Below are 19,869 nucleotides of genomic sequence, written 5' to 3' on the forward strand. Positions count from 1 at the left end.
GTGGGCTGACTAATTAGTTAGTTAGTCTGATGGCAGGTCGGACGCGTCGGCTCCAGCAGAGGGCTGCCCGGGCGCGTCCCGAGATTCCGCGGCCCCTGTCCGCCGCCCCGCTCCCCCCCCGCGACGGGCACCGGAGCACCTTCTCACCCACCATCGCCGCGCCACCCCGTTCCCCGAAACCCCGGAACGGCGCGCCCCCGGAGGCACGCATGAGCGCTCGCCGAAGTCTGGTCTGGCTCGGCCTCACCCCGGAGCCCGAGCAGGAGCTGCCCGCAGCGGTGGCCGCCCTGCGGGCCACGAAAGACCCCCCGCCACCGGCCCTCGTCGCCGCCGAGCGGCACCGCGTCGAGCGGCTGGTGCTGCGCGGCACCCGACGCGGCTGGCTGCGCTACCTCCGCGAGGTCACCGACCTGGTCGTGGCCGCCGCGGCGGGACCCGCGACCGCCGATCCCCGCCCGGCCCTGCTGGCCGGCGAGGTCGTCCTCGACCACCACCGCATGCTGATCGGCCTGCCCGGCACCGGCTACGCCCGCACCGCCACCCAGCGGCGAAACCTGGAACGCGCCCTGGCACGCCTGCGATCCGGCGACGGCACACCTGCTCCCGGCACCGCACACCCCTTCGGACACTCCGAGCCCAGGAGCACCGCATGACCGGCGTCTTCTCCCTCCTCCCCGACGGACGGCCCGGCCTCCTCGACCCGCTGCTCCGCGCCGCCCGGCTGCCCGGTGGCGGCGAGGACGCCCCCCGCTACCTGGCCGCGGGCGGTTACGCACCGCTGCCCGCGCCGGACCGGTTGCTCGACCGGATCGCCGCCGCGGGACTGCGCGGCCGCGGCGGGGCCGGCTTTCCCGCCGCCGTCAAGCTGCGGGCCGTCCGCTCCGCCCCGGGCCGGCCCGTCGTCGTCGCCAACGGCGAGGAGGGCGAACCGGGCTCCGTGAAGGACCGCTGGCTGCTGCGCCACCGGCCCCACATGGTCCTGGACGGTCTCCGGCTGGTCGCGGCCATGACCGGCGCCGCACACGGCTGCGTGTACCTCTCCGACGCCCCCGCCGAACGGGCCGTACGCCGGGCGCTCGCCGAGCGTCCCGCCGGGCCGCGCACCGACGTCGTACGGACGGAGCACACCTACGTCGCGGGCGAGGAGACCGCGGTCGTACGCCGCATCGACGGCGGTCCGGCGCTGCCCGCGTCGAAGCCTCCACGCCCCTTCGAAAGGGGCGTCGGCGGCGCGCCCACCCTCGTGGCCAACGTGGAGACCCTCGCCCGCATCGCGTTGATGCACGCGCGTCCCGAGGCCGCGGCCGCCGTCGCCGGGGCACACCTGGTGACCCTCTCGGGCACGAGCCGCGCGGGTACGGCCGCCGCGACCGGGGCAGCGCTGGCCGAGGTGCCCGCCGGGACCCGTCTGAAGGCCCTCGCCGACCTGTGCGGGCACGGCACAGCGGAGTCCGTGCTGCTGGGCGGCCTGTTCGGCGGACTGCACCGAGCGGGCTGGACGGACCTGCCCCTCGACCACGACCGCCTGAGCGCGGCCGGCGGGGCCCTCGGCTGCGGGGCGCTGCACTTCCTGCACCCGGAGGACTGCCCGGTCGCCGTGGCCGCCGAGGCCGTCGCCTACCTGGCCGCGCAGGCGCCCGGCAGTGCGGGGTGTGCGTCTCCGGCACCGGGGCGCTGGCCCGCACCCTCGCCACGGTCGCCCGCGGCGAGGCGGGCAGCGACACGTCCGACCAGCTGCACCGCTGGTCGCGGCAGCTGCCCGGGCGCGGGGCCTGCGGGCTGCTGGACGCCGCAGCCCGCATCGCCGGCAGCCTGCTCGCCCACTTCCCCGACCGCGTCGACGGCCACCGCCGCTCCGGCTGCCCCGCCTGCGCGGGCACGGCACCCGAGGACGGGCGCCGGTTCACGGTGCCGGTGCCCTGACCCGCCTCCCGGCCACCTCGCGCACCCTCACCCCCGCCGCACCGAAAGGACCGCACCATGAAACTCCTGCTGGACTCCACCCGCTGCCAGGGCTACGGCCTGTGCCAGGAACCCGCGCCCGAGCTGATCGACCTCGACGAATGGGGCTACGCGCGGGTGCGCGTGACCGACGTCCCGCAGGACGGCGAGGAAGCCGCCGCTGCCGCCGTCACCGCCTGCCCCAACACCGCCCTGCGGCTGGTGAAGTGACATGGGACGCGATCTCTCGGCGCTCTTCGACCCCCTGTCCGTGGCCGTCGTCGGAGCCAGTGACGACCCCGCCAAGTACGGCCACGCCATCGCCGCGCAGGCCGTCCGCGCGAACGGCCGCCGTCCCCTCCACCTGGTCAACCGGCGCGGCGGCACGGTGCTCGGACGCACTGCCGCCCCCAGCCTGACCGCGATCGGCGAGAGCGTCGACCTGGCGGTGATCTCCGTGCCCGCCGCCGGCTTCGAGGACGCCGTCGACGAGGCCCTCGCGTGCGGGGCCCGGGCGATCGTCGCCATCACCGCCGGCTTCGCCGAGACCGGCGACGCGGGCCGGGCACGCCAGCACGCCGTCGCCGAGCGGGTGCGCGCCGCCGGCGCCGTGATGGTCGGGCCCAACTGCCTCGGGATCGCCGACAACACCACCGACCTCTTCCTGGCCTCCGACACCTTCACCCCCGGCGGCATCGCACTGCTCAGCCAGAGCGGCAACCTCGCCCTCGAGCTCCAGCTCCGCTTCGGCCCGCACGGCCTCGGCTTCTCCCGCTTCGTCTCCCTCGGCAACCAGGCCGACGTCACCCTCGTCGACCTGCTCGCCGACTGCGCCCGGCACGAGGGCACCCGTGCGATCGCGGTCTACGCGGAGGACTTCGCCGACGGCCGCGCCTTCGCCGAGGCCGCCGCCGACGCCGGGAAACCCGTGGTGCTGCTGACCGCCGGACGCGGCGACGCCTCCGCGCGCAGCGCCCAGTCGCACACCGGCGCGCTGACCACGTCGGCCGACGTGGTGACCGCGGCCTGCCGCGACGCCGGTGTGCACCTGGTCGGCACACCCCGCGAACTCACCGTCGTGCTGGCCGCGCTGCACGGCCCACGACGGGCGGCGGGCCGGGCGGTCGCCGTGCTCACGGACGGCGGCGGCCACGGGGTCGTCGCCGCCGACTGCGCCGAGGCGGCCGGCCTGACCGTGCCCGAACTGCGGGAGCCGACCCGGCAGCGCCTGCGCGCGGCCCTGTGGGAGCAGTCGGCCGTCGCCAACCCGGTCGACCTCGCCGGCATGGGCGAACAGGACCCCGGCTCGTACGCGGAGACCGTCGCCGCGCTGCTGGCCGCCGAGGAGGCCGACGCCGTCCTGATGACCGGCTACTTCGGCGGCTACGCGGCCGCCGAGGGCGGGCTCGGCGGCGGGGGTACGGCGCTCGCGGACGGCGAACGGGCGGCCGCCCGCCGCATGGCGGCACACCACCGTGCCACCGCGAAACCGCTCGTGGTGCAGTCCATGTACCCCGAGTCGCCCAGCTGCCGCACCCTCGCCGAGGCCGGCATCCCGGTCTTCGCCGCCACCGAGGACGCCGCCCGCGCCCTCGCCGCCACGGCACCCGGCACCCCGCACACCGGCGTCACCCCCCTCCCCCCGCCCGCGTCACCGATCCGGGAGAGCGGCTACCTGGAGATCCGGACGGCCCTCGAAGCGGCCGGACTGGCCTTCCCCGCCGCCCGCGAGATCCACGACGAGACCGAACTGGTCGCCGTCGCCGGGGAGTTCCCCGGCCCCTACGTCCTCAAGGCCCTGCACCTGCTGCACAAGTCCGACGCGGGCGGCGTGGCACTGAACCTGGCCGGCCCCGGCGAACTGCTCGCCGCCTTCCGGGAGATGCACGCCCGGCTCGACGCCCCCTCCTACTCCGTGGAGGCCATGGCGGACCTCTCCGACGGCATCGAGCTGATCGTCGGCGTCAACCGCGACCCGCGGTTCGGGCCGGTGGCCATGGTGGGCCTGGGCGGAGTCCTGGCCGAGGCACTGCACGACGTCGCCTTCTCCCTGGCCCCCGTGCCCGCCGAACGCGCCGAGAGCCTGCTGCGCGGCCTGCGCACCGCCACCCTGCTGGACGGTGTGCGCGGCAGGCCGCCCGTCGACATCGCCGCGGCCGCGGCCGCCGTCGAGACGATCACCGCCTTCGCCGCCGCCCACCCCGAGATCGCCGAGATCGAGGTCAACCCCCTTCTCGTACGGCCCCACGGGGTCCTCGCCCTGGACTCCCGCGCCGTACTCGCCTGACCGGACCCCCACCCGCCGTTCCCCGACCGAAGAGGCCCCCATGGACATGCGCTACACCCGCGAGCAGGCCGACCTCAAGCGCCGTGCCGCCGACTACGCCCGGCTGCTGATGCGGTACGAGGACCAGTCCGAGCAGGCCGGCGGACCCCTGCCCCGGCACCTCGTCGACGAACTGACCCGGGCCGCCATGGACGCCGGTGTCTACGCCATCAACATGCCCGCCGAGTGGGGCGGTGCCGGGCTGAGCCTGCTCGACCAGGTCATCGTCGAGGAGGAGTTCGGCAAGGTCACCAACTGTCTGTGGGACATCCCCTGGCGGCCCGCCAACGTCCTGGCCCACGGCGACGAGCGGCAACGCGAGACGTACCTGCTGCCCGTGATCCGCGGCGAGAAGTTCGACGCGTTCGCCGTCACCGAGCCCGGCGCCGGATCCGACCCGTCCTCCGGCACCTCCACGGCCACCCGGATCGACGGCGGCTGGCTGCTGAACGGCGAGAAATGGTTCGTCACCTGCGGCGACGTTGCCGACTTCCTGCTGGTGCAGGCGGACGCCGGCCCCGAGCGGCTGCCCACGCTCTTCTTCGTCGACAAGGCCGCGCCCGGCGTCGAGCTGACCCGGCTGCCCCGCTTCATGCACTCCGCGGTCAACGGGCACCCCGAGTTCACCTTCACCGACGTCCTCGTCGCCGACGAGGACGTGCTCGGCGGCGTCGGCAACGGCTACGAGCTGACCAAGGAGTGGTTCACCGACGAGCGCCTGATGATCGCGGCGCGCACGGTCGGCGCGGCCGAGCGCTGCCTGCAGCTGGCCCGGGACTGGGCGGTGGAGCGCGAGCAGTTCGGGGCGCCGATCGCCTCGTACCAGCTGATCCAGGGGATGCTCGCGGACTGCGCCGTCGACATCGCCGTCAACCGCGCCTACACCCACCAGGTCGCCTGGGAGGCCGACCAGCCGCACACCGACCGCAAGACGCTGCACGCCAAGGCCTCCACCGCCAAGCTCGCAGCCAGCGAGGCCGCCGGCCGGGTCGCCGACCGCTGTCTGCAGATCTTCGGCGGTCGCGGCTACGAGCGCGGCCACCCCGTCGAGCGCATGTACCGCGAGCTGCGCGTCGACCGGATCTGGGAGGGCACCTCCGAGATCCAGCGGCTGATCATCGCCAACGAGCTGATCAAACGCGGCACCCGCGCCCTGGCACTGCCCACGCCCTGACCTCGTACCACCCGCCACGTCCTGCCCCCGTACGAGCCCGTCGCACCCCCATCACCTTCACAGCGAGGACTTCCATGGACTTCCGCCTCACCCCGCGCCAGGTACGCCTCAAGGCCGACGCGCGTGCCCTCACCGACCTCATCGCCGCCTACGAGCTGGAGTGCGAGGAGAACAACGGCCTGCCCGCCGAGGCCCACACGAGGATCCGGGACGCCGTCCTCGACTCGGGACTCCAGGCCGTCAACATGCCGGCCGAATGGGGCGGCGCCGGCCTCACCATCGCCGAACAGGTCACGGTCCAGGAACAACTCGGACGCCTCACGGGTGCCCTGTGGGACATGGTGTGGCGGCCCGCCAACGCGCTGCGGTTCTGCACCCCCGAGCAGCGCGAACGCTTCCTGGTCCCCGTGATCCGGGGCGAGCGGCGGGACTGCTACGCCGTCACCGAGCCCGGCGCCGGTTCCGACCCGCAGAATCTGGCCACCACCGCCACCAAGAACGACCGGGGCTGGATCCTCGACGGCGAGAAGTGGTTCGTCACCGTCGGCGACCACGCCGACTTCCTGATCGTCCTGGCGGCGGCCGGCCCCGAACGCGCCCCGACCCTGTTCCTCGTCGACAAGGACACGCCGGGCGTCGAGATGACGCGCATACCCCGCTTCATGCACACCTTCGTCTACGAGCACCCCGAGTTCACCTTCACCGACGTCCAGGTCGACGAGGACGCCGTGCTCGGCGGCATCGGCGAGGGCTACGACATCACCCGCTCCTGGTTCACCGAGGAAAGGCTGATGATCGCGGCCCGGACCACCGGCGCGGCCGAGCGAGCCCTTGAACTCGCCCGGGACTGGGCGGTGGAGCGCGAGCAGTTCGGGGCGCCCATCTCCTCGTACCAGCTGATCCAGGGGATGCTCGCGGACTGCGCCGTCGACATCGCCGTCAACCGCGCCTACACCCACCAGGTCGCCTGGGAGATCGACCAGGCCACGGCCGCGGACCGCAAGCGGCTGCACGCCAAGGCGGCCATCGCCAAGCTCTCGGCGAGCGAGGCCTCGGGACGGGTGATCGACCGGTGCCTGCAGATCCACGGCGGCCGCGGCTACGACCGCTCGTACGCCGTCGAACGGCTCTACCGCGAGCTGCGCGTGGACCGCATCTGGGAGGGCACCTCGGAGATCCAGCGGCTGATCATCGCGGGCGAACTCGTCCGGCGCGGCGCCGGAGTCCTCGACCTGCCCACCGCCTGACCCGCCGGCCGACACAGATCGAAGGGACGCTCGGATGACCGACATCGAACGCGTCGGAGTCGTCGGCTGCGGCCTGATGGGCGCGGGCATCGCCGAGGTCTGTGCGCGGGCCGGCCTGCCGGTGACCGTGGTCGAACGCGACGCGCGGGCGGCCCGGGCCGGCCGCCTGCGCATCGCCCGCTCGCTCGACCGGGCCGCCGCACACGGCAGACTCCCCGACGAGCGACGCGAGGCCGCATCCGGCCTGATCACCGTGACCGACCAGATCGAGGCACTGCACGACCGTGACCTGGTCATCGAGGCCGTGGCGGAGGACGAGCGCCTCAAGGCCGACGTCTTCACCCGCCTCGACGCCGTCCTCACCGACGACCACGCCCTGCTGGCGACCAACACCTCCTCCATCCCGGTCATCCGGCTCGCCGCCGCGACCGGCCGCCCCGAACGCGTCGTCGGTGTGCACTTCTTCAACCCCGTACCGGTCCTGCCGCTGGTCGAACTCGTCCCGTCCCTGCTCACCGCGGCCGACACCGTGACACGGGCCGAGACCTTCGTGACCGGCAGGCTCGGCAAGGAGGTCGTGCGCACCCGGGACCGGGCCGGGTTCATCGTCAACGCCCTCCTCGTGCCCTATCTGCTGGCCGCCGTCCGCATGGTCGAGGCGGGCGGCGCGAGCGTCGAGGACATCGACCGGGGCATGGTCCTCGGCTGCGCGCACCCCCTCGGCCCGCTGGCCCTGACGGACCTGATCGGCCTGGACACCACGCGGGCCATCGCCGAGTCGCTGTACGCCGAGTTCCGCGAGCCGCTGTACTCGCCACCGCCGCTGTTGTCCCGCATGGTGGAGGCGGGCCTGCTGGGGCGCAAGTCCGGGCGCGGGTTCCACACGTACCCGGCCGGGCCGCACAGCGGGACGGCCGCACCGGGGGAGCGGTCGTGAGGGAAGATGGTTCTGGCGTACGACCACCGAACGAGGGGAGCCGCAGGGTGTCGACCAAGGTGCGCAGCACGGCGGAGACGCGCGAGCGCATCCTGACCGCGGCATGCGAGGTCATCGCAGAGATCGGCTTCGAGAAGATCCGGATGCGCATGGTCGCCGAGCGGGCCGGGGTGTCCACCGCGCTGCTGCACTACCACTTCGACACGCGCGAGAAGCTGTTCACCGAGGCGATGACCCACTCCTTCGCCCACACCGCCCTGGACGCCGAACGTGACGCGGACACCGTGCCGGCGGCGGTCGTCCTCGCCCGCATCCTGCGCAACCTGCTGCCGACCGACCCCGAACTGCACCAGGACTGGCGGCTGTGGCAGGAGCTGTGGGTGCGGGCGCTGCGCGACGAGACGACCCGTGCCTTCGCCGTCGACCTGTACGCCCAGCTGCACGAGTGGGTGGCCGGCGCGGTGCGCCGCGGCATCGCCTCGGGCGAGTTCACCCCGACCGACGTGGACGATCTCAGCACCCTCGTGCTGTCCCTCAGCGACGGCTACGGCATCCGCCTGATGCTGCTCGACCCCACCGTCACCCTGGACACGGCGCTCACCGCCATCTGGCGTCACGTCGCGGCGGCGCTCGGCCTGCCGGAGGCTCTGCCGGCCGGGTGATCCCCGGCCGGCCGCCCCCGGGACACCGGCTCAGGCGTTGGGGTCGAACGGGATCCCGGACGGCTTCGCGGAAGCGAGATGGGAGGCGAAGCTGTCGTCCTTCAGGCCGAAGTGGGCGCTGCCGAAGTCATAGGCGCTCAACTTCTCGCGCACGCCCGCCGGATAGCCGTTCCAGCCGACCAGGGGCGGGTACTGCCAGGTGTGCTTGTGGTTCTCCGGCGGCTCGTCTCCCGAGTTGGCCAGCCGGAAGCAGTGCGTGCCGATGCCGTCCTTGTGGTACACGACCTTCGGGTGCGTGCCCTCGAAGCGGACCTCGGAGACCGGGTGCACGGTGAACGAACCGTGGTTGGACGTCGACACGTACCGGACCTGCCCGTCCTGCACCCACACCGCCACGTGCTCCCAGTCGTGCCGGTGCCCGCCGATGCTGCTGCCCGCCACCGCCTGGTCCTTCTCGAAGTACAGGCCGTACAGGTAGGCGCACCAGCCGTTGTTGCACTTGGCGCGCGAGTAGCTGTTGGTGTTGTCCAGGTCGGAGGCGTCGCGGCAGTTGCCGTTCAGGGCGCCCGTCGGCTTCAGACCTTCGTTGACGGTGCCGTCGGGGCCGATGGCGGGCGTCGCGTAGCAGCCGTCCGTGTCGTAGTCGAAGGCCGGCTGGTACGTCAGTTCGGCGGACTCGGCGTTCCGCGGCAGCGCCAGGGGAGGGGCGGCGAAGGCGGCGGTGGGGAAGGCGATGACGAGTGCGGCGGCACCGGCCAGTACGGCCGGCCATCTGCCGCGCCGGACGCGTGCGGCGAGTGGGGACATCGAACCTCCAACAGCGGTGGGGCGCAAGGGAGTTCAGCATCCCGGCTGTACGCGTCGCTGCCAAGGGTCACAGGGGTCACAGGAGTGAAGCGCGGCCGAACACCTGTGGCGACCTGCGTCGGTTGTGCGTGCCGGTGCGAATTCATCGGCGCGTCAGGGCGGTCGGTCATGCCTCATGTGAGTCCGGGCTACTCCGAGCCCTCCGGCAGATCCGCCGCCGACTCCTCAGGGGTGAGGTCCGGACGCAGGCGCAGCCAGGACGGCTGGCGCAGCAGCCCGGCCCGGGTACGGGTGCTGTAGCTGACCTCGCCCACCAGCCGGGGCAGCACCCAGCGGGCGTCCGGGATCCGCGGCACCGGCTCGAAGGGGCACCGGCTGCTCCCGGCGGCCCGCAGCAGCTCCGCCAGCTCCGTCCGCTCCGCCTCGCTCCAGCCGGTGCCCACCCCGCCGACGTACCGCAGCCTGCCCTCCGCCCGCTGGCCGACCAGTACGGCGCCCGGCAGCCCGGTCAGCCGCCCCTTGCCGGGCAGCCAGCCGCCGACGATCACGTCCTCGGCCCGCATGTTCCGGATCTTGATCCAGGCGCGGGAGCGCACCCCGGGTTCGTACACCGAGTCCAGGCGCTTGCACACCAGGCCCTCCAGACCGTGCTCCCTGGTGGCCGCGAGCGCCTCGGCGCCGTGCCCGGTCACGGCGCCCGGCGTCGACCAGTGCGGCCCGGCCAGGCCCAGCTCCTGCAGCCGGGCCCGTCGTCGCGCGTACGGCAGCCGGATCAGGGGTCCGCCCAGGAGCGGCACGTCGAACAGCACCAGGTGCACCGGAACCTGGCCGGCCCGGCGCGCGGCTCGCGCCGGGGAGTGCGCGAGGCCCATACGGCTCTGCAGCAGCTGGAAGTCGGCCCGGCCCCGCTCGTCCAGGGCCAGCACCTCACCGTCCAGGACGGCGGGCGTGCCGCTCAGGGCGCCGCCCAGGGGCCGGAGTTCGGGGTAGGCCGCGGTGATGTCCTCGCCCGAGCGGGCGCGCAGCAGCACGCTGCCGTCGCCCGGCAGGTAGACCATCACCCGCTGGCCGTCCTGCTTGGTCTCGTACGCCCACCGTTCGTCCTGGGCGGCGGGCGGCAGCCTGCCGGGGGTGGCGAGCATCGGCGGGATGAGCGGCAGGGTCACGGCGGTCACGGCTGAAGGTCTCGACCGCTCCCGGTGACCTCACGCGCCCCGGGGTGCCGGTTCGCCTGAACGGGCCTGCCGCGAGCGACGGCCGGCGGGGCGGACACCGAGAGTCGCCGGCCGGGTGCGCCGCGCGGACGCGCGCCCGGCCGGTGCCCGGCGAGGTCCGCCGCACAGCGCCGGGCGCGGCCGAGGCAGGCCCGTTCAGGCGACCGTCTCCGCCGACGGCTCGGCGGCCGCCGGGGCCGGCGCCGGGCCGGCCGGGCGGTGGCGGGGGAGGAAGGAGGCCAGCAGGAAGGCGAGCAGGGCCGCGCCCGCACCGATCGCCATGACGACCTTGAAGCCGTTCTCCGACGGCAGCGCGTGACCGCCGAGGCTGATCGTCATCTGCGCCAGGAGCACGCCCGTGACCGCGCTGGCCACCGAGGTGCCGATGGACCGCATCAGCGTGTTGAGGCTGTTGGCGGCCGCCGTCTCCGACGGCGGGACGGCGCTCATGATCAGGGCGGGCATGGCGCCGTAGGCGAAGCCGACGCCCGCGCCGATGACGCAGGACACCAGGACCAGGTGCCAGACCTCGCTCATCAGCACGATGTTCAGCCCGTAGCCGGCCGCCACGATCACCGCGCCGATCATCAGCGTGATCTTCGGCCCCCGTGACCTGGTGATCATGGCGGAGACCGGGGCCGTGGCCATCATCACCAGGCCCTGCGGGGCCATGACCAGGCCCACGGTGAGCATGGACCGGCCGAGGCCGTAGCCGGTCTGTGTCGGCAGCTGGAGCAGCTGCGGCAGGACCAGCGACATCGCGAACATGGAGAAGCCGAACGCGATGGAGGCCAGGTTGGTGAAGAGCACCTGACGGCGGGCCGTGGTGCGCAGGTCGACCAGCGGCTGCGCCGTCCGCAGTTCGAACAGGCCCCAGGCCGGCAGGACGACGACCGCGAGTGCGAACAGGCCGAGGGTGGTGCCGCTGCCCCAGCCCCAGTCGGCGCCCTTGGAGACGGCGAGCAGCAGCGAGACGAGCCCGACGGCCATGCCGAGCGATCCGACGAGGTCGAAGCGGCCGCCGGTGCGCACGCCGGACTCCGGTACCAGGCCCAGCACGAGCCCGAAGGCGACGACGCCGACGCTCGCGGAGGTCCAGAACAGCACGTGCCAGTCGAAGTGGTCGGCGATGAGGGCCGCGGCCGGCAGGCCGAGGGCGCCGCCGACGCCGAGCGAGGCGCTCATCAGCGCGGTGGAGCCGGCCAGCTTCTCCGGTGGCAACTCGTCGCGCATGATGCTGATGCCGAGCGGGACCACGGCGGCGGCGAGACCCTGGAGCGCACGGCCGACGATCATCGGGATCAGCTGGTCGCTGAGGGCGCAGACCACCGAACCCGTCACCAGCAGCACCAGGCTGACCAGCAGCAGCCGCCGCTTGCCGAACATGTCGCCGAGCCGGCCGGCCACCGGGGTGGCGACGGCGGCGGCCAGCAGCGTGGCCGTGACCGCCCAGGCGGCATCGGAGGCGGAGGCGTGCAGATAGCCGGGCAGCTCCGGGACGATCGGGATCACCAGGGTCTGCATCAGCGACACGGTGATACCGGCCAGGGCCAGCACCGCGACCACGGCACCCGGCCGGGACGGAGCGGACCGGCCGGCCTCGGCGGGCCTGGCGGGGGCGTCGGACATGAGAACGGAACCTTCCGAAGAGGGCGGGAGGGGCGGACCGGCCGGGAACCGGCCGTGTTTAAGTCAACTGCTTGACTTACTTTAGCGAGGCGGCGGGGCGGCTCTCGCGGGGCCTGTCAGAAGCGGGCGGGCGCGCCCCGTAGGCTTCCATGGCTGGACCTCGCCGCCCCGGTCGAGGACCTGGGGCGGTGCGCGGGACTGGCGCCCCGGGGCGGTGCGCAGTCCCGGAGCGGTGGTGAGCATGGCGCGCAGGACGGCGCGGGCCGAGCAGGTGAGCGCGACGCGGGGGGCGATCCTGACCGCGGCGGAACGGCTGTTCGCCGAACACGGCGTGTACGCCGTCTCCAACCGTCAGGTCAGCGAGGCCGCCGGGCAGGGCAACAACGCCGCGGTCGGCTATCACTTCGGCACCAAGGCCGACCTGGTCCGCGCGGTCGCCCGTCGGCACGCCGAACGCATCGAGGCGCTCCGGGAACGGGCCCTCGCGGCGGCCGGTGACTCCACGGACGTACGCGACTGGGTCGACTGCCTGGTACGCCCGGTCACCGAGCACCTGGCCGCGCTCGGCAGCCCCACCTGGTACGCCCGGTTCTGCGCCCAGGTGATGACCGACCCGGCACTGCACGACATCATGGTGGAGGAGTCCATGGCCTCGCCCGCGCTGCGCGGGGCCGTCGAGGGGCTCAACCGCACCCTTCCGGAACTGCCGCCCGCGGTCCGCGCCGAACGCGGTCAGATGGTCCGGCTGCTGATCCTGCACACCTGCGCCGAGCGGGAACGCGCCCTCGCCGAGGGCACGCCGACCCCGCGCGCCACCTGGAGCGAGGTCGCCACGGGGCTCGCCGACGCCGTCGTCGGCCTGTGGCTGGCACCGGTCAGCCCCACCCGCTGACACGCCCGCGTCGCCGAGGCGGCCAGGCCGTTGAACACGCCGATGCGGGCGGTTCCGGGCGGTTCCAGGGGGATCGGCGGCCGGTTGTCGCCGTATGCCCCGTGGGCCGGGCGCGGCGGCTTCACCGCGCCCGGGCCGGCCGGTTGCCGATGGCTCCGCGGCGGGAGCCGGCTCACGGGGACCGGGGCGATCTGGCCCACCCCAGGGACCGTTCGACGGCCCGCTGCCAGTTGTCGTACTCCGACTCCCGCAGCGCGGGGTCCATGTCGGGCAGCCACTGGGCGGCCCGGTGCCAGTTGCGGCGCAGCACCTCCAGATCGGGCCAGTAGCCGGCGGCGAGACCGGCCGCGTAGGCGGCGCCGAGGGAGACCGTCTCGGCGACCATGGGCCGCACCACGGGCACGTCGAGCACGTCGGCCACGAACTGCATGAGCAGGTTGTCCGCGGTCATGCCCCCGTCCACCTTGAGCTGCTGCAGGGAGACCGAGGAGTCGGCGTTCATGGCGTCGACGACCTCTCGCGTCTGCCATCCCGTCGCCTCCAGGACGGCACGCGCCAGATGCCCCTTGGTGATGTACGAGGTGAGGCCGACGATGACCCCGCGTGCGTCGCTGCGCCAGCGGGGCGCGAACAGCCCCGAGAAGGCGGGGACGATGTAGCAGCCCCCGTTGTCCTCCACCGTCCGCGCGAGGGTCTCGATCTCCGGAGCGCTGCTGATCAGGCCCAGGCGGTCACGGAACCACTGGACGAGGGCGCCGGTGATGGCTATCGACCCTTCGAGGGCATAGGCCGGCTGCTGGTCCCCGATCTTGTACGCGACGGTCGTGAGGAGTCCGTGCCGGGACCGCACGAGGTCGCTGCCGGTGTTGAGCAGCAGAAAGCTGCCCGTTCCGTAGGTGCACTTGGCCTCGCCCGGGGAGAAGCAGGTCTGCCCGAAGAGCGCGGCCTGCTGGTCGCCGAGCGCGGCGGTGATCGAGACACCCGGCAGCAACGAGCGGGCCTCGCCGTACGTCTCGGCGGACGACCTGATCTCGGGCAGCATCGAACGGGGCACCCCGAAGAAGGCCAGCAGCTCGTCGTCCCAGGCGAGCGTGCGGATGTTCATCAGCATCGTGCGGCTGGCGTTGGTGGCGTCGGTGATGTGCAGGCCGCCGTCGGCGCCCCCGGTGAGGTTCCAGATCAGCCAGCTCTCCATCGTGCCGAACAGCACCTCGCCGTCGTGCGCCCGCTGCTCGACACCCTTGACATGGTCGAACAGCCACCGGATCCGCAGGGCCGAGAAGTAGGTCGAGGGCGGCAGCGCGCACCGTTCCAGGAAGAACGCCTCTCCGGGGTGCTGTCCGAGGTCCTCGACGAGCGGCGCGGTGCGGGTGTCCTGCCAGACGATCGCCCGGCTCAGCGGGGTGCCGGTCCGCCGGTCCCAGAGCACCGTCGTCTCACGCTGGTTGGCCAGGCCGATGGCGGCGACCTGACTCGTGTCGACGCCGGCGTCGGACAGGGCCTCGGGCACGACACGTCGTAGGTTCTGCCAGATCTGCATGGCGTCGTGTTCGACCCATCCGGGCTTGGGGAAGTGCTGCTGGTGCTCCTTCTGCGCGACCGAGACCAGCCGCCCACGGTGGTCGAACAGGATGCATCGGGTCGAGTTGGTGCCCTGATCGATGGACATTACGTACCGTTCGGCCATGATCGGGTCTGCCTTCCGACAATTCGAGGGGCGGCTGTCCTGGCCTACCAGCGGGCGGCTCCCAGGTCTCTGGAGATCGCCCGTGAGGCTTCACGGATCAGGGTGATCAGACTGTGGCGGGGGCGGCCGTGGCCGTCGCAGATCCGTTCGACCGGTCCGGACAGCCCGATGGCGCCGACGACGAGGCCGCCGTGCCCGCGGATCGGCGCGGCGAGCCCGGCCTCGCCCATGCTCATCTCCTGGATCTCGGCGGCCCACCCGAGTTCCCTGATCTCGGTGAGCGCCCGGGCGAGCTGCTCGGGATCGACCAGGGTGTGCCGGGTGTACGCCTCCAGGCCCGGCTCGGCGGTCGCGGTCCCGTAGGCCAGCAGTACCTTGCCGAGCGAGGAGGCGTGCAGGGGCAGCAGCGCGCCCACGTCCAGGGTCTGGAAGGTGTCGTCCGGCCGGAACACGTGGTGGACGATGAGGACGCTGCCCTCCAGGGGGGTCCCCAGGCGTACCGCCTCCCCGCTCCGGGCGGCCAGGGCATCGGCCCAGTTCAGGGAGCGCGAGCGCAACTCGTTGACGTCCAGGTAGCTGGTGCCGAGGTGCAGCAGGGCGGCTCCGAGCTGGTATTTCCCGGTGGCCGCGTCCTGCTCCACGAAGTCCACGTGCTGGAGCGTGCGCAGAATGCCGTGGGCGGTGCCCTTCGCCAGCCCGAGCGAGGCCGCCACCTCGCCGAGCCCGAGCCGCCGGGGCCCACCGGCGAGCAGGCGCAGGATCGCCGCCGCCCGTTCGATCGACTGGACTGGGCCGGTCATGAAGCGAGCCTATTACCGCCACGGAGGCTTTGCCCCGCGGACGGAGGGGCGCTCAGTCTCGAGGGCGTTCGGTAATGCCGACCGCTGTTCATTGACCGGCCCGATTTGTCTTCATAACGTGCATGGGAGTCAGGTATGCGCCGGGACATCGGCGGCGGGACCGGCAGTACACACGGATCGGGAGTGAACATGGCGGCACAGCTGAACACGCTGCTTCGGGCGGCCTGCGAACACGTGTGCCCGGTTCCGCCCGTCGCAGGCGCCGTCTCGGCCGTACGGCGACGAGTGGCCGCGGTCCTCGCCGAGTGGAGCGTGGGTCCGGAGATCGCCGAGGAATCGCTGCTGGTGGTGTCGGAACTCGTCACCAACGCGATCGTCCACGCCCGGCCTCCGGCCGTGCTCCGGCTGTCGTGGGTGAGGGGCGACGCCGGCGGCACCCTGCGCGTCGAGGTCACCGACGCGGGACCCGCGCTTCCGATGGGCCGGCCCGTCGTCGGGATCGACCCGGACGAGCACGGCCGCGGCGAGGCGATCGTCCATGCCCTGGCCACGCGTCACGGCATACGCGTCCACCCCGGCGGGATCACCCGGTGGGCGGAGCTGGCCGCGGTCCAGGTCTGACAGTACGAGGACTTCCGCCTTCCGCCTAGCGCCTTCCGCCCGGCACGCCGAGAGCACGCACCGGACGCCGCGGGGCCGCCCTCCGGGCGGCGACGGGAATGTGACGGCAGGCCCTGGAAAGCACCCGGCACGCGTGTCACCGACGTCCCGGGACAGCACACCTAGAGCGCGGCCTGCGACCGGGACGGCACGCAGAGCGGCGCGTCCGCGGTCTTCTTCCGCAGCAGGAGCAGGGCGGCGTCGTCGTGCAACCGGCCGCCCACATGGGCCAGCAGCTCGTCATGGAGCGCGGTGAGCGTGCGGGCCGGTTCGTCGGACACATGACGGGCCACGCCGTCGGCCAGCGGATAGAACGCGCGCGCGTGATCGCGGGCCTCGGTGACCCCGTCGGTGTAGAGCAGCAACTGGTCTCCCACCGTGAAAGGCAGCCGCTGGAGGCGTGGGGCCTGGCCCGAGAGGGCTCGCAGCCCGAGGGGCGGAGCGGGATGGACGGGCTCCACCGCACCGACCTCTCCGGACGCGGATATCAGCAGCGGAGGCGCGTGTCCGCAGTTGACGACCTCCAGATGACCCGAGGGGTGACATCCGGCGACCACGGCGGTGACGAAGTCGTCGGGGCCGAGGTTGCGCGCCAGGCTCCGCTCGATACGGCCGACGACGGCGAGCAGGTCGGGCTCGTCGTAGGCGGCCTCGCGGAACACCCCGAGCACGAGTGCGGCGGTGCTCACGGCGGGCAGCCCCTTGCCGCGCACGTCGCCTACGATCAGCCTGATCCCGTGCGGGGTGGGCACCAGGGCGTAGAGATCTCCGCCGATCCGGGCCTCCGCCGCCGCGGCGCTGTAGCGGACGGCCACCTGGAACGAGCCGACGGTCTCGGGGACGGGCTGGAGCAGGGCGTGCTGGGCCGCCTCGGCGACCGAGCGGACGGCCGCGAGGACCCGTTCGCGACGGCCACGCAACGCGCTGGCCAGGCAGCTCGCCGCGGTGACGGCCAGCAGGGCGGAGACCACGGCCGCCGGCTCGCGGGCGGGAGCCGCGTGCCCGATGGCCAGCGCCAGGCCCATCGCCACGGCGAGGAGGCCGACGCAGACCACACCGCGCGGCCCGTTCGTGGCGGCCGCCAGCGCGGGGCCGGCCGCCAGCAGCGGCAACCAGGGCAGTCCCGCCCCGGCGACGACGTCGATGAGTACGACGACGGCGACGACCACGACGGGCAGCAGAGGCATGCCCGCGGCCAGCCGCCCGGCGGCACGTCCGCGCACCGAGCCCCGGGCGCCGGCCGCCGCACGGTCCCTGAACAGCCGTATCGGTGCGTGGGCTCCGCCATGGTGTCGGGCCTGGCTCATGTCTCGTCCGCAGTCCTCGCCTGTAGGGGGTGCATACCCGGAACGTCCGTTTCATCCAGCAAACGGGGTGGGCGAGGCAGCCACAAGGAGAGCTATTTCAGATAGTGAGCGACAGACTCCTGGTCACGCGGCTCGCGATCGGGAGCAGCCGGGCCCGGACCTCCTGGAGCCGGGCCTGCCGCTCCACGGGCAGGGAGACGCCGAGCGAGCCGAGCGTGTCCCCGCGGTAGACGGGCACGGCGACGCACACGGTGCCGAGCGCGTACTCCTCCAGGTCCGTGACGGCCGGAGCCAAGGGGGGAGACTCGAGCCTGCGGAGCAGCTCCGGAAGACTGGTGATCGTCCGTGGCGTGAGATCGGCGAGGTCGTGCCTGGACAGGTAGTCCCGGCGGGCCTCCTCGTCCAGCTCGCGCAGCACGGACTTGCCCAGCGCGGTGGCGTGTCCGGCGTCCTCGAACCCCACCCAGAGATCCACCCGTGGTGTTCGGGGACCGTCCACGATCTCGGCGACCGTGATCTCGCCCTCCTCGTAGAAGGTGAGGTAGGTGGCGGTGGACAGCTCGTCCCGCAGCGCGGTCAGCGCCGGACGGACGCGGCTGAGCAGCGTCTGCGCGCGGCCGGCGCCGGCGGCGTGCAGAGAGTTCAGTTTGTCGCCCAGGACGAAACCGCCGTCGTCCAGTTTCCGCACGTAGCCGTCGTGGACCAGGGTCCGCAGCAGGTGGTACGCGGTGGCCAGGGGCAGCCCCGTCTCGCGCGCCAGCTGTTTCGCCGGCGCGCCGTTCTCGTGCGCGCTCACCGCCTCCAGCAGACGGAACGCCCGCTGCACGGATGTGATGAGGGTGGGGCCGTCCTGAGCGCCCATAGCACCAGAGTGCGCCGGGCCGCCGACACGGGCAAGACCGGAATCGCCACGCCGGGCCCGACCCCACGGCACGCTCGGGAGCCACGAAGACGCCGGTAGGTCCGGGGCATGGGGCATGCAGCGGTGCGATGGGCCGATGGTGTGTCGGCGGTCCCTTGGGCCGGGGGGTGCCGGTGGTGCCGGGGGCCGGGGGTGCTGGTGGTGCCGGTCGTGGTCGATGGTGCCCGTTGTGCTGGTGGTGCCTGTTGTGTCGATGGTGCCCTGTTGTGCTGGTGGTGCCTGTTGTGTCGATGGGGCTGGTGGGTCGGGTGCGGGGAGCGAGTGGTGCCGGTGGGCCGGTGGGCCGGTGGGTCGGGGGTGCCGGTGGTGATGATGGTGCCGTTGGGCCGGGGCGCCGGTTGCCGGTCGTGCTGGTGGGCCGGTCGTCCCGGCGGTGCCGGTGGCCCCGCGGGTGCGGTGGGCCGGGAACGGCGGCTGCGTCGGGGGTCCGTCGTGGTGACCGGGACGCCCGGCCCCCTGGCCCCGGCACGACCGGGACGCCCGGACCGCCTGACTACCGGTCCCGACCGATACCTTCACACCGGCGGCGCCACCGGACGGCCGGACCACCCCGGCCCACTGGACCGCCGGGCCCACCGGCACGACGGAGACTGCCTGTACGACGAAGACCACCAGCACGACGGAGACCACCGGCACCATCGGACGACCGGACCGCCATCCCGGCCCACCGCACCGTCGGGCCCACTGCACTGCCGGACCGCCATCCCAGCACACCGCACCGCCGGGCCTACCGCACCGCGGGACCACCGGCACAACGGCGACCACCGGCACCACCGACAGGCCCGGCACCACCGCCATGGCCCGCCAGGTCGTCGTCAGTGGCGTCCGGTCGCGAGGCTCACCGCGTTGGCCGCCACCACCGCACCGATGCCCGCCCACTCGGCGCCGCCCAGGCTCTGGCCGAGCACCACCTGTCCGACCAGGGCGGCGAGGACCGGGTTGACACTCATGAACAGGCCGAACGCCTGGGCGGGGACATGCCGCAGCGTCAGCAGGTCGGCCAGGTACGGCACGGCGGAGGACAGGACACCGGCGGCCACCGCGCACAGCACCGCCCCGGCCGTCGGCGGGTGGCGCAGCGCGACGCCGATGCCGAGGGGCAGGAAGGCCAGCGCCGACACGGCGGACGCCGCCGCCGCTCCCTGCGCGCCCGGGACGCGCTGCCCGACAAGGCGATTGAGCAGGATGTACGACGCCCAGCAGCACGCGGCGACCAGGCCGAGGGCCATCCCCGTGTAGTCGGCCGACGGGCGCGGCCGCATCAGGACGACGACCCCGGCTCCGGCGAACACCGCGCATCCGGCGTCCAGCCGGCGCCGCGACGCGGCCAGCGCGATCGTCAGCGGTCCCAGGAACTCCAGGGTCACGGCGAGGCCCAGGCCGATCCGGTCGACGGCGCTGTACAGGCTGAGGTTCATCGTGCCGAACACCCCGCCCAGCAGCACTACGGGCCACCACTGCCGCCAGGTGAAGCCGCGCAGCCGCGGCCGGCCGACGGCGAGCAGGACGAGTGCGGCGACGTACTGCCGTATCGCCACCACACCGAGCGGACCGAGGACGGGGAAGGCCAGCGCCCCGACGGCGGCGCCGGTCTGGTTGGAGAGCCCGCTGCCGACCATGGTGGCCACTGCGGCCGCCCGCCCGCGTCGCGGCGGGGGTGCGGT

The 19,869-nt window shown here is 73.5% G+C and carries 18 protein-coding genes and 1 pseudogene; 11 read left to right on the top strand and 8 right to left on the bottom strand.

Going from position 1 to position 19,869, the window contains the following annotated elements:
- The first annotated feature begins 209 nt into the window (after positions 1-209).
- The 9 genes and pseudogenes from ACZ5CW_RS26790 to ACZ5CW_RS26830 all read left to right on the top strand — a co-directional run bounded on the left by ACZ5CW_RS26790 (position 210) and on the right by ACZ5CW_RS26830 (position 8,287).
- Positions 210-653: a hypothetical protein gene (locus ACZ5CW_RS26790; protein WP_468605635.1), complete on the top strand. Its 444-nt coding sequence runs from the start codon at positions 210-212 to the stop codon at positions 651-653.
- Positions 650-1,216 (top strand): annotated as a pseudogene (locus ACZ5CW_RS26795) (NADH-ubiquinone oxidoreductase-F iron-sulfur binding region domain-containing protein); the annotation flags it as partial. The gene ACZ5CW_RS26790 and the pseudogene ACZ5CW_RS26795, both read left to right, overlap by 4 nt.
- A gap of 434 nt (positions 1,217-1,650) precedes the next feature.
- Positions 1,651-1,923 carry an NADH-ubiquinone oxidoreductase-F iron-sulfur binding region domain-containing protein gene (locus tag ACZ5CW_RS26800; RefSeq protein ID WP_468605941.1) on the top strand — a complete coding sequence of 91 codons (273 nt, stop codon included), beginning with the start codon at positions 1,651-1,653 and terminating at the stop codon, positions 1,921-1,923.
- A gap of 57 nt (positions 1,924-1,980) precedes the next feature.
- Positions 1,981-2,172, top strand: a complete 192-nt coding sequence (locus ACZ5CW_RS26805) for a ferredoxin (RefSeq protein ID WP_468605637.1) — start codon at positions 1,981-1,983, stop codon at positions 2,170-2,172.
- A 1-nt stretch (position 2,173) separates the two neighbouring features.
- Positions 2,174-4,228: an acetate--CoA ligase family protein gene (locus tag ACZ5CW_RS26810; protein ID WP_468605639.1), complete on the top strand. Its 2,055-nt coding sequence runs from the start codon at positions 2,174-2,176 to the stop codon at positions 4,226-4,228.
- Between the two features lie 40 nt (positions 4,229-4,268).
- Entirely contained in the window at positions 4,269-5,441 is a 1,173-nt protein-coding gene (locus tag ACZ5CW_RS26815; RefSeq protein ID WP_468605641.1) for an acyl-CoA dehydrogenase family protein, read from the top strand.
- A 74-nt stretch (positions 5,442-5,515) separates the two neighbouring features.
- The gene (locus tag ACZ5CW_RS26820; protein WP_468605643.1) at positions 5,516-6,688 is read left to right on the top strand and encodes an acyl-CoA dehydrogenase family protein; all 1,173 of its coding nucleotides are present in this window, start codon (positions 5,516-5,518) and stop codon (positions 6,686-6,688) included.
- Between the two features lie 34 nt (positions 6,689-6,722).
- Positions 6,723-7,625, top strand: a complete 903-nt coding sequence (locus ACZ5CW_RS26825) for a 3-hydroxybutyryl-CoA dehydrogenase (protein ID WP_468605645.1) — start codon at positions 6,723-6,725, stop codon at positions 7,623-7,625.
- Between the two features lie 47 nt (positions 7,626-7,672).
- Positions 7,673-8,287, top strand: a complete 615-nt coding sequence (locus ACZ5CW_RS26830; RefSeq protein WP_468605647.1) for a TetR/AcrR family transcriptional regulator — start codon at positions 7,673-7,675, stop codon at positions 8,285-8,287.
- A 30-nt stretch (positions 8,288-8,317) separates the two neighbouring features.
- Here the strand turns inward: ACZ5CW_RS26830 and ACZ5CW_RS26835 are convergent, their stop codons facing one another.
- The 3 genes from ACZ5CW_RS26835 to ACZ5CW_RS26845 form a co-directional block, all read right to left on the bottom strand.
- A complete protein-coding gene (locus ACZ5CW_RS26835) occupies positions 8,318-9,094 on the bottom strand; it encodes an NPP1 family protein (RefSeq protein ID WP_468605649.1) in 777 nt (258 codons plus the stop codon).
- 188 nt (positions 9,095-9,282) lie between these two features.
- Positions 9,283-10,260, bottom strand: a complete 978-nt coding sequence (locus tag ACZ5CW_RS26840; protein ID WP_468605943.1) for an ATP-dependent DNA ligase — start codon at positions 10,258-10,260, stop codon at positions 9,283-9,285.
- Between the two features lie 204 nt (positions 10,261-10,464).
- Positions 10,465-11,937, bottom strand: coding sequence for an MFS transporter (locus ACZ5CW_RS26845; RefSeq protein ID WP_468605651.1), 1,473 nt, complete (start codon positions 11,935-11,937; stop codon positions 10,465-10,467).
- Positions 11,938-12,178: 241 nt separating this feature from the next.
- On the opposite strand from ACZ5CW_RS26845, the gene ACZ5CW_RS26850 reads away from it, so the two are divergent.
- On the top strand, positions 12,179-12,829 hold the full coding sequence (locus tag ACZ5CW_RS26850) for a TetR/AcrR family transcriptional regulator (RefSeq protein WP_468605653.1): 651 nt from the start codon (positions 12,179-12,181) through the stop codon (positions 12,827-12,829).
- A 172-nt stretch (positions 12,830-13,001) separates the two neighbouring features.
- Here the strand turns inward: ACZ5CW_RS26850 and glpK are convergent, their stop codons facing one another.
- Both glpK and ACZ5CW_RS26860 read right to left on the bottom strand, forming a co-directional pair.
- Positions 13,002-14,516, bottom strand: coding sequence for a glycerol kinase GlpK (gene glpK / locus ACZ5CW_RS26855; RefSeq protein WP_468605655.1), 1,515 nt, complete (start codon positions 14,514-14,516; stop codon positions 13,002-13,004).
- A 44-nt stretch (positions 14,517-14,560) separates the two neighbouring features.
- The gene (locus ACZ5CW_RS26860; protein WP_468605657.1) at positions 14,561-15,316 is read right to left on the bottom strand and encodes an IclR family transcriptional regulator; all 756 of its coding nucleotides are present in this window, start codon (positions 15,314-15,316) and stop codon (positions 14,561-14,563) included.
- Between the two features lie 189 nt (positions 15,317-15,505).
- On the opposite strand from ACZ5CW_RS26860, the gene ACZ5CW_RS26865 reads away from it, so the two are divergent.
- Positions 15,506-15,937, top strand: coding sequence for an ATP-binding protein (locus ACZ5CW_RS26865; RefSeq protein ID WP_468605659.1), 432 nt, complete (start codon positions 15,506-15,508; stop codon positions 15,935-15,937).
- Between the two features lie 161 nt (positions 15,938-16,098).
- Here ACZ5CW_RS26865 and ACZ5CW_RS26870 read toward each other — a convergent pair whose 3' ends face one another.
- The 3 genes from ACZ5CW_RS26870 to ACZ5CW_RS26880 form a co-directional block, all read right to left on the bottom strand.
- Positions 16,099-17,283: a PP2C family protein-serine/threonine phosphatase gene (locus ACZ5CW_RS26870; protein WP_468605661.1), complete on the bottom strand. Its 1,185-nt coding sequence runs from the start codon at positions 17,281-17,283 to the stop codon at positions 16,099-16,101.
- Between the two features lie 97 nt (positions 17,284-17,380).
- Positions 17,381-18,145, bottom strand: a complete 765-nt coding sequence (locus ACZ5CW_RS26875; RefSeq protein ID WP_468605663.1) for an IclR family transcriptional regulator — start codon at positions 18,143-18,145, stop codon at positions 17,381-17,383.
- A gap of 875 nt (positions 18,146-19,020) precedes the next feature.
- Positions 19,021-19,833 (bottom strand): EamA family transporter, encoded by an 813-nt coding sequence (locus ACZ5CW_RS26880; RefSeq protein ID WP_468605945.1) that lies wholly within the window; start codon positions 19,831-19,833, stop codon positions 19,021-19,023.
- Between the last annotated feature and the right edge of the window lie 36 nt (positions 19,834-19,869).

Source organism: Streptomyces sp. NPDC031379 (assembly GCF_055569615.1).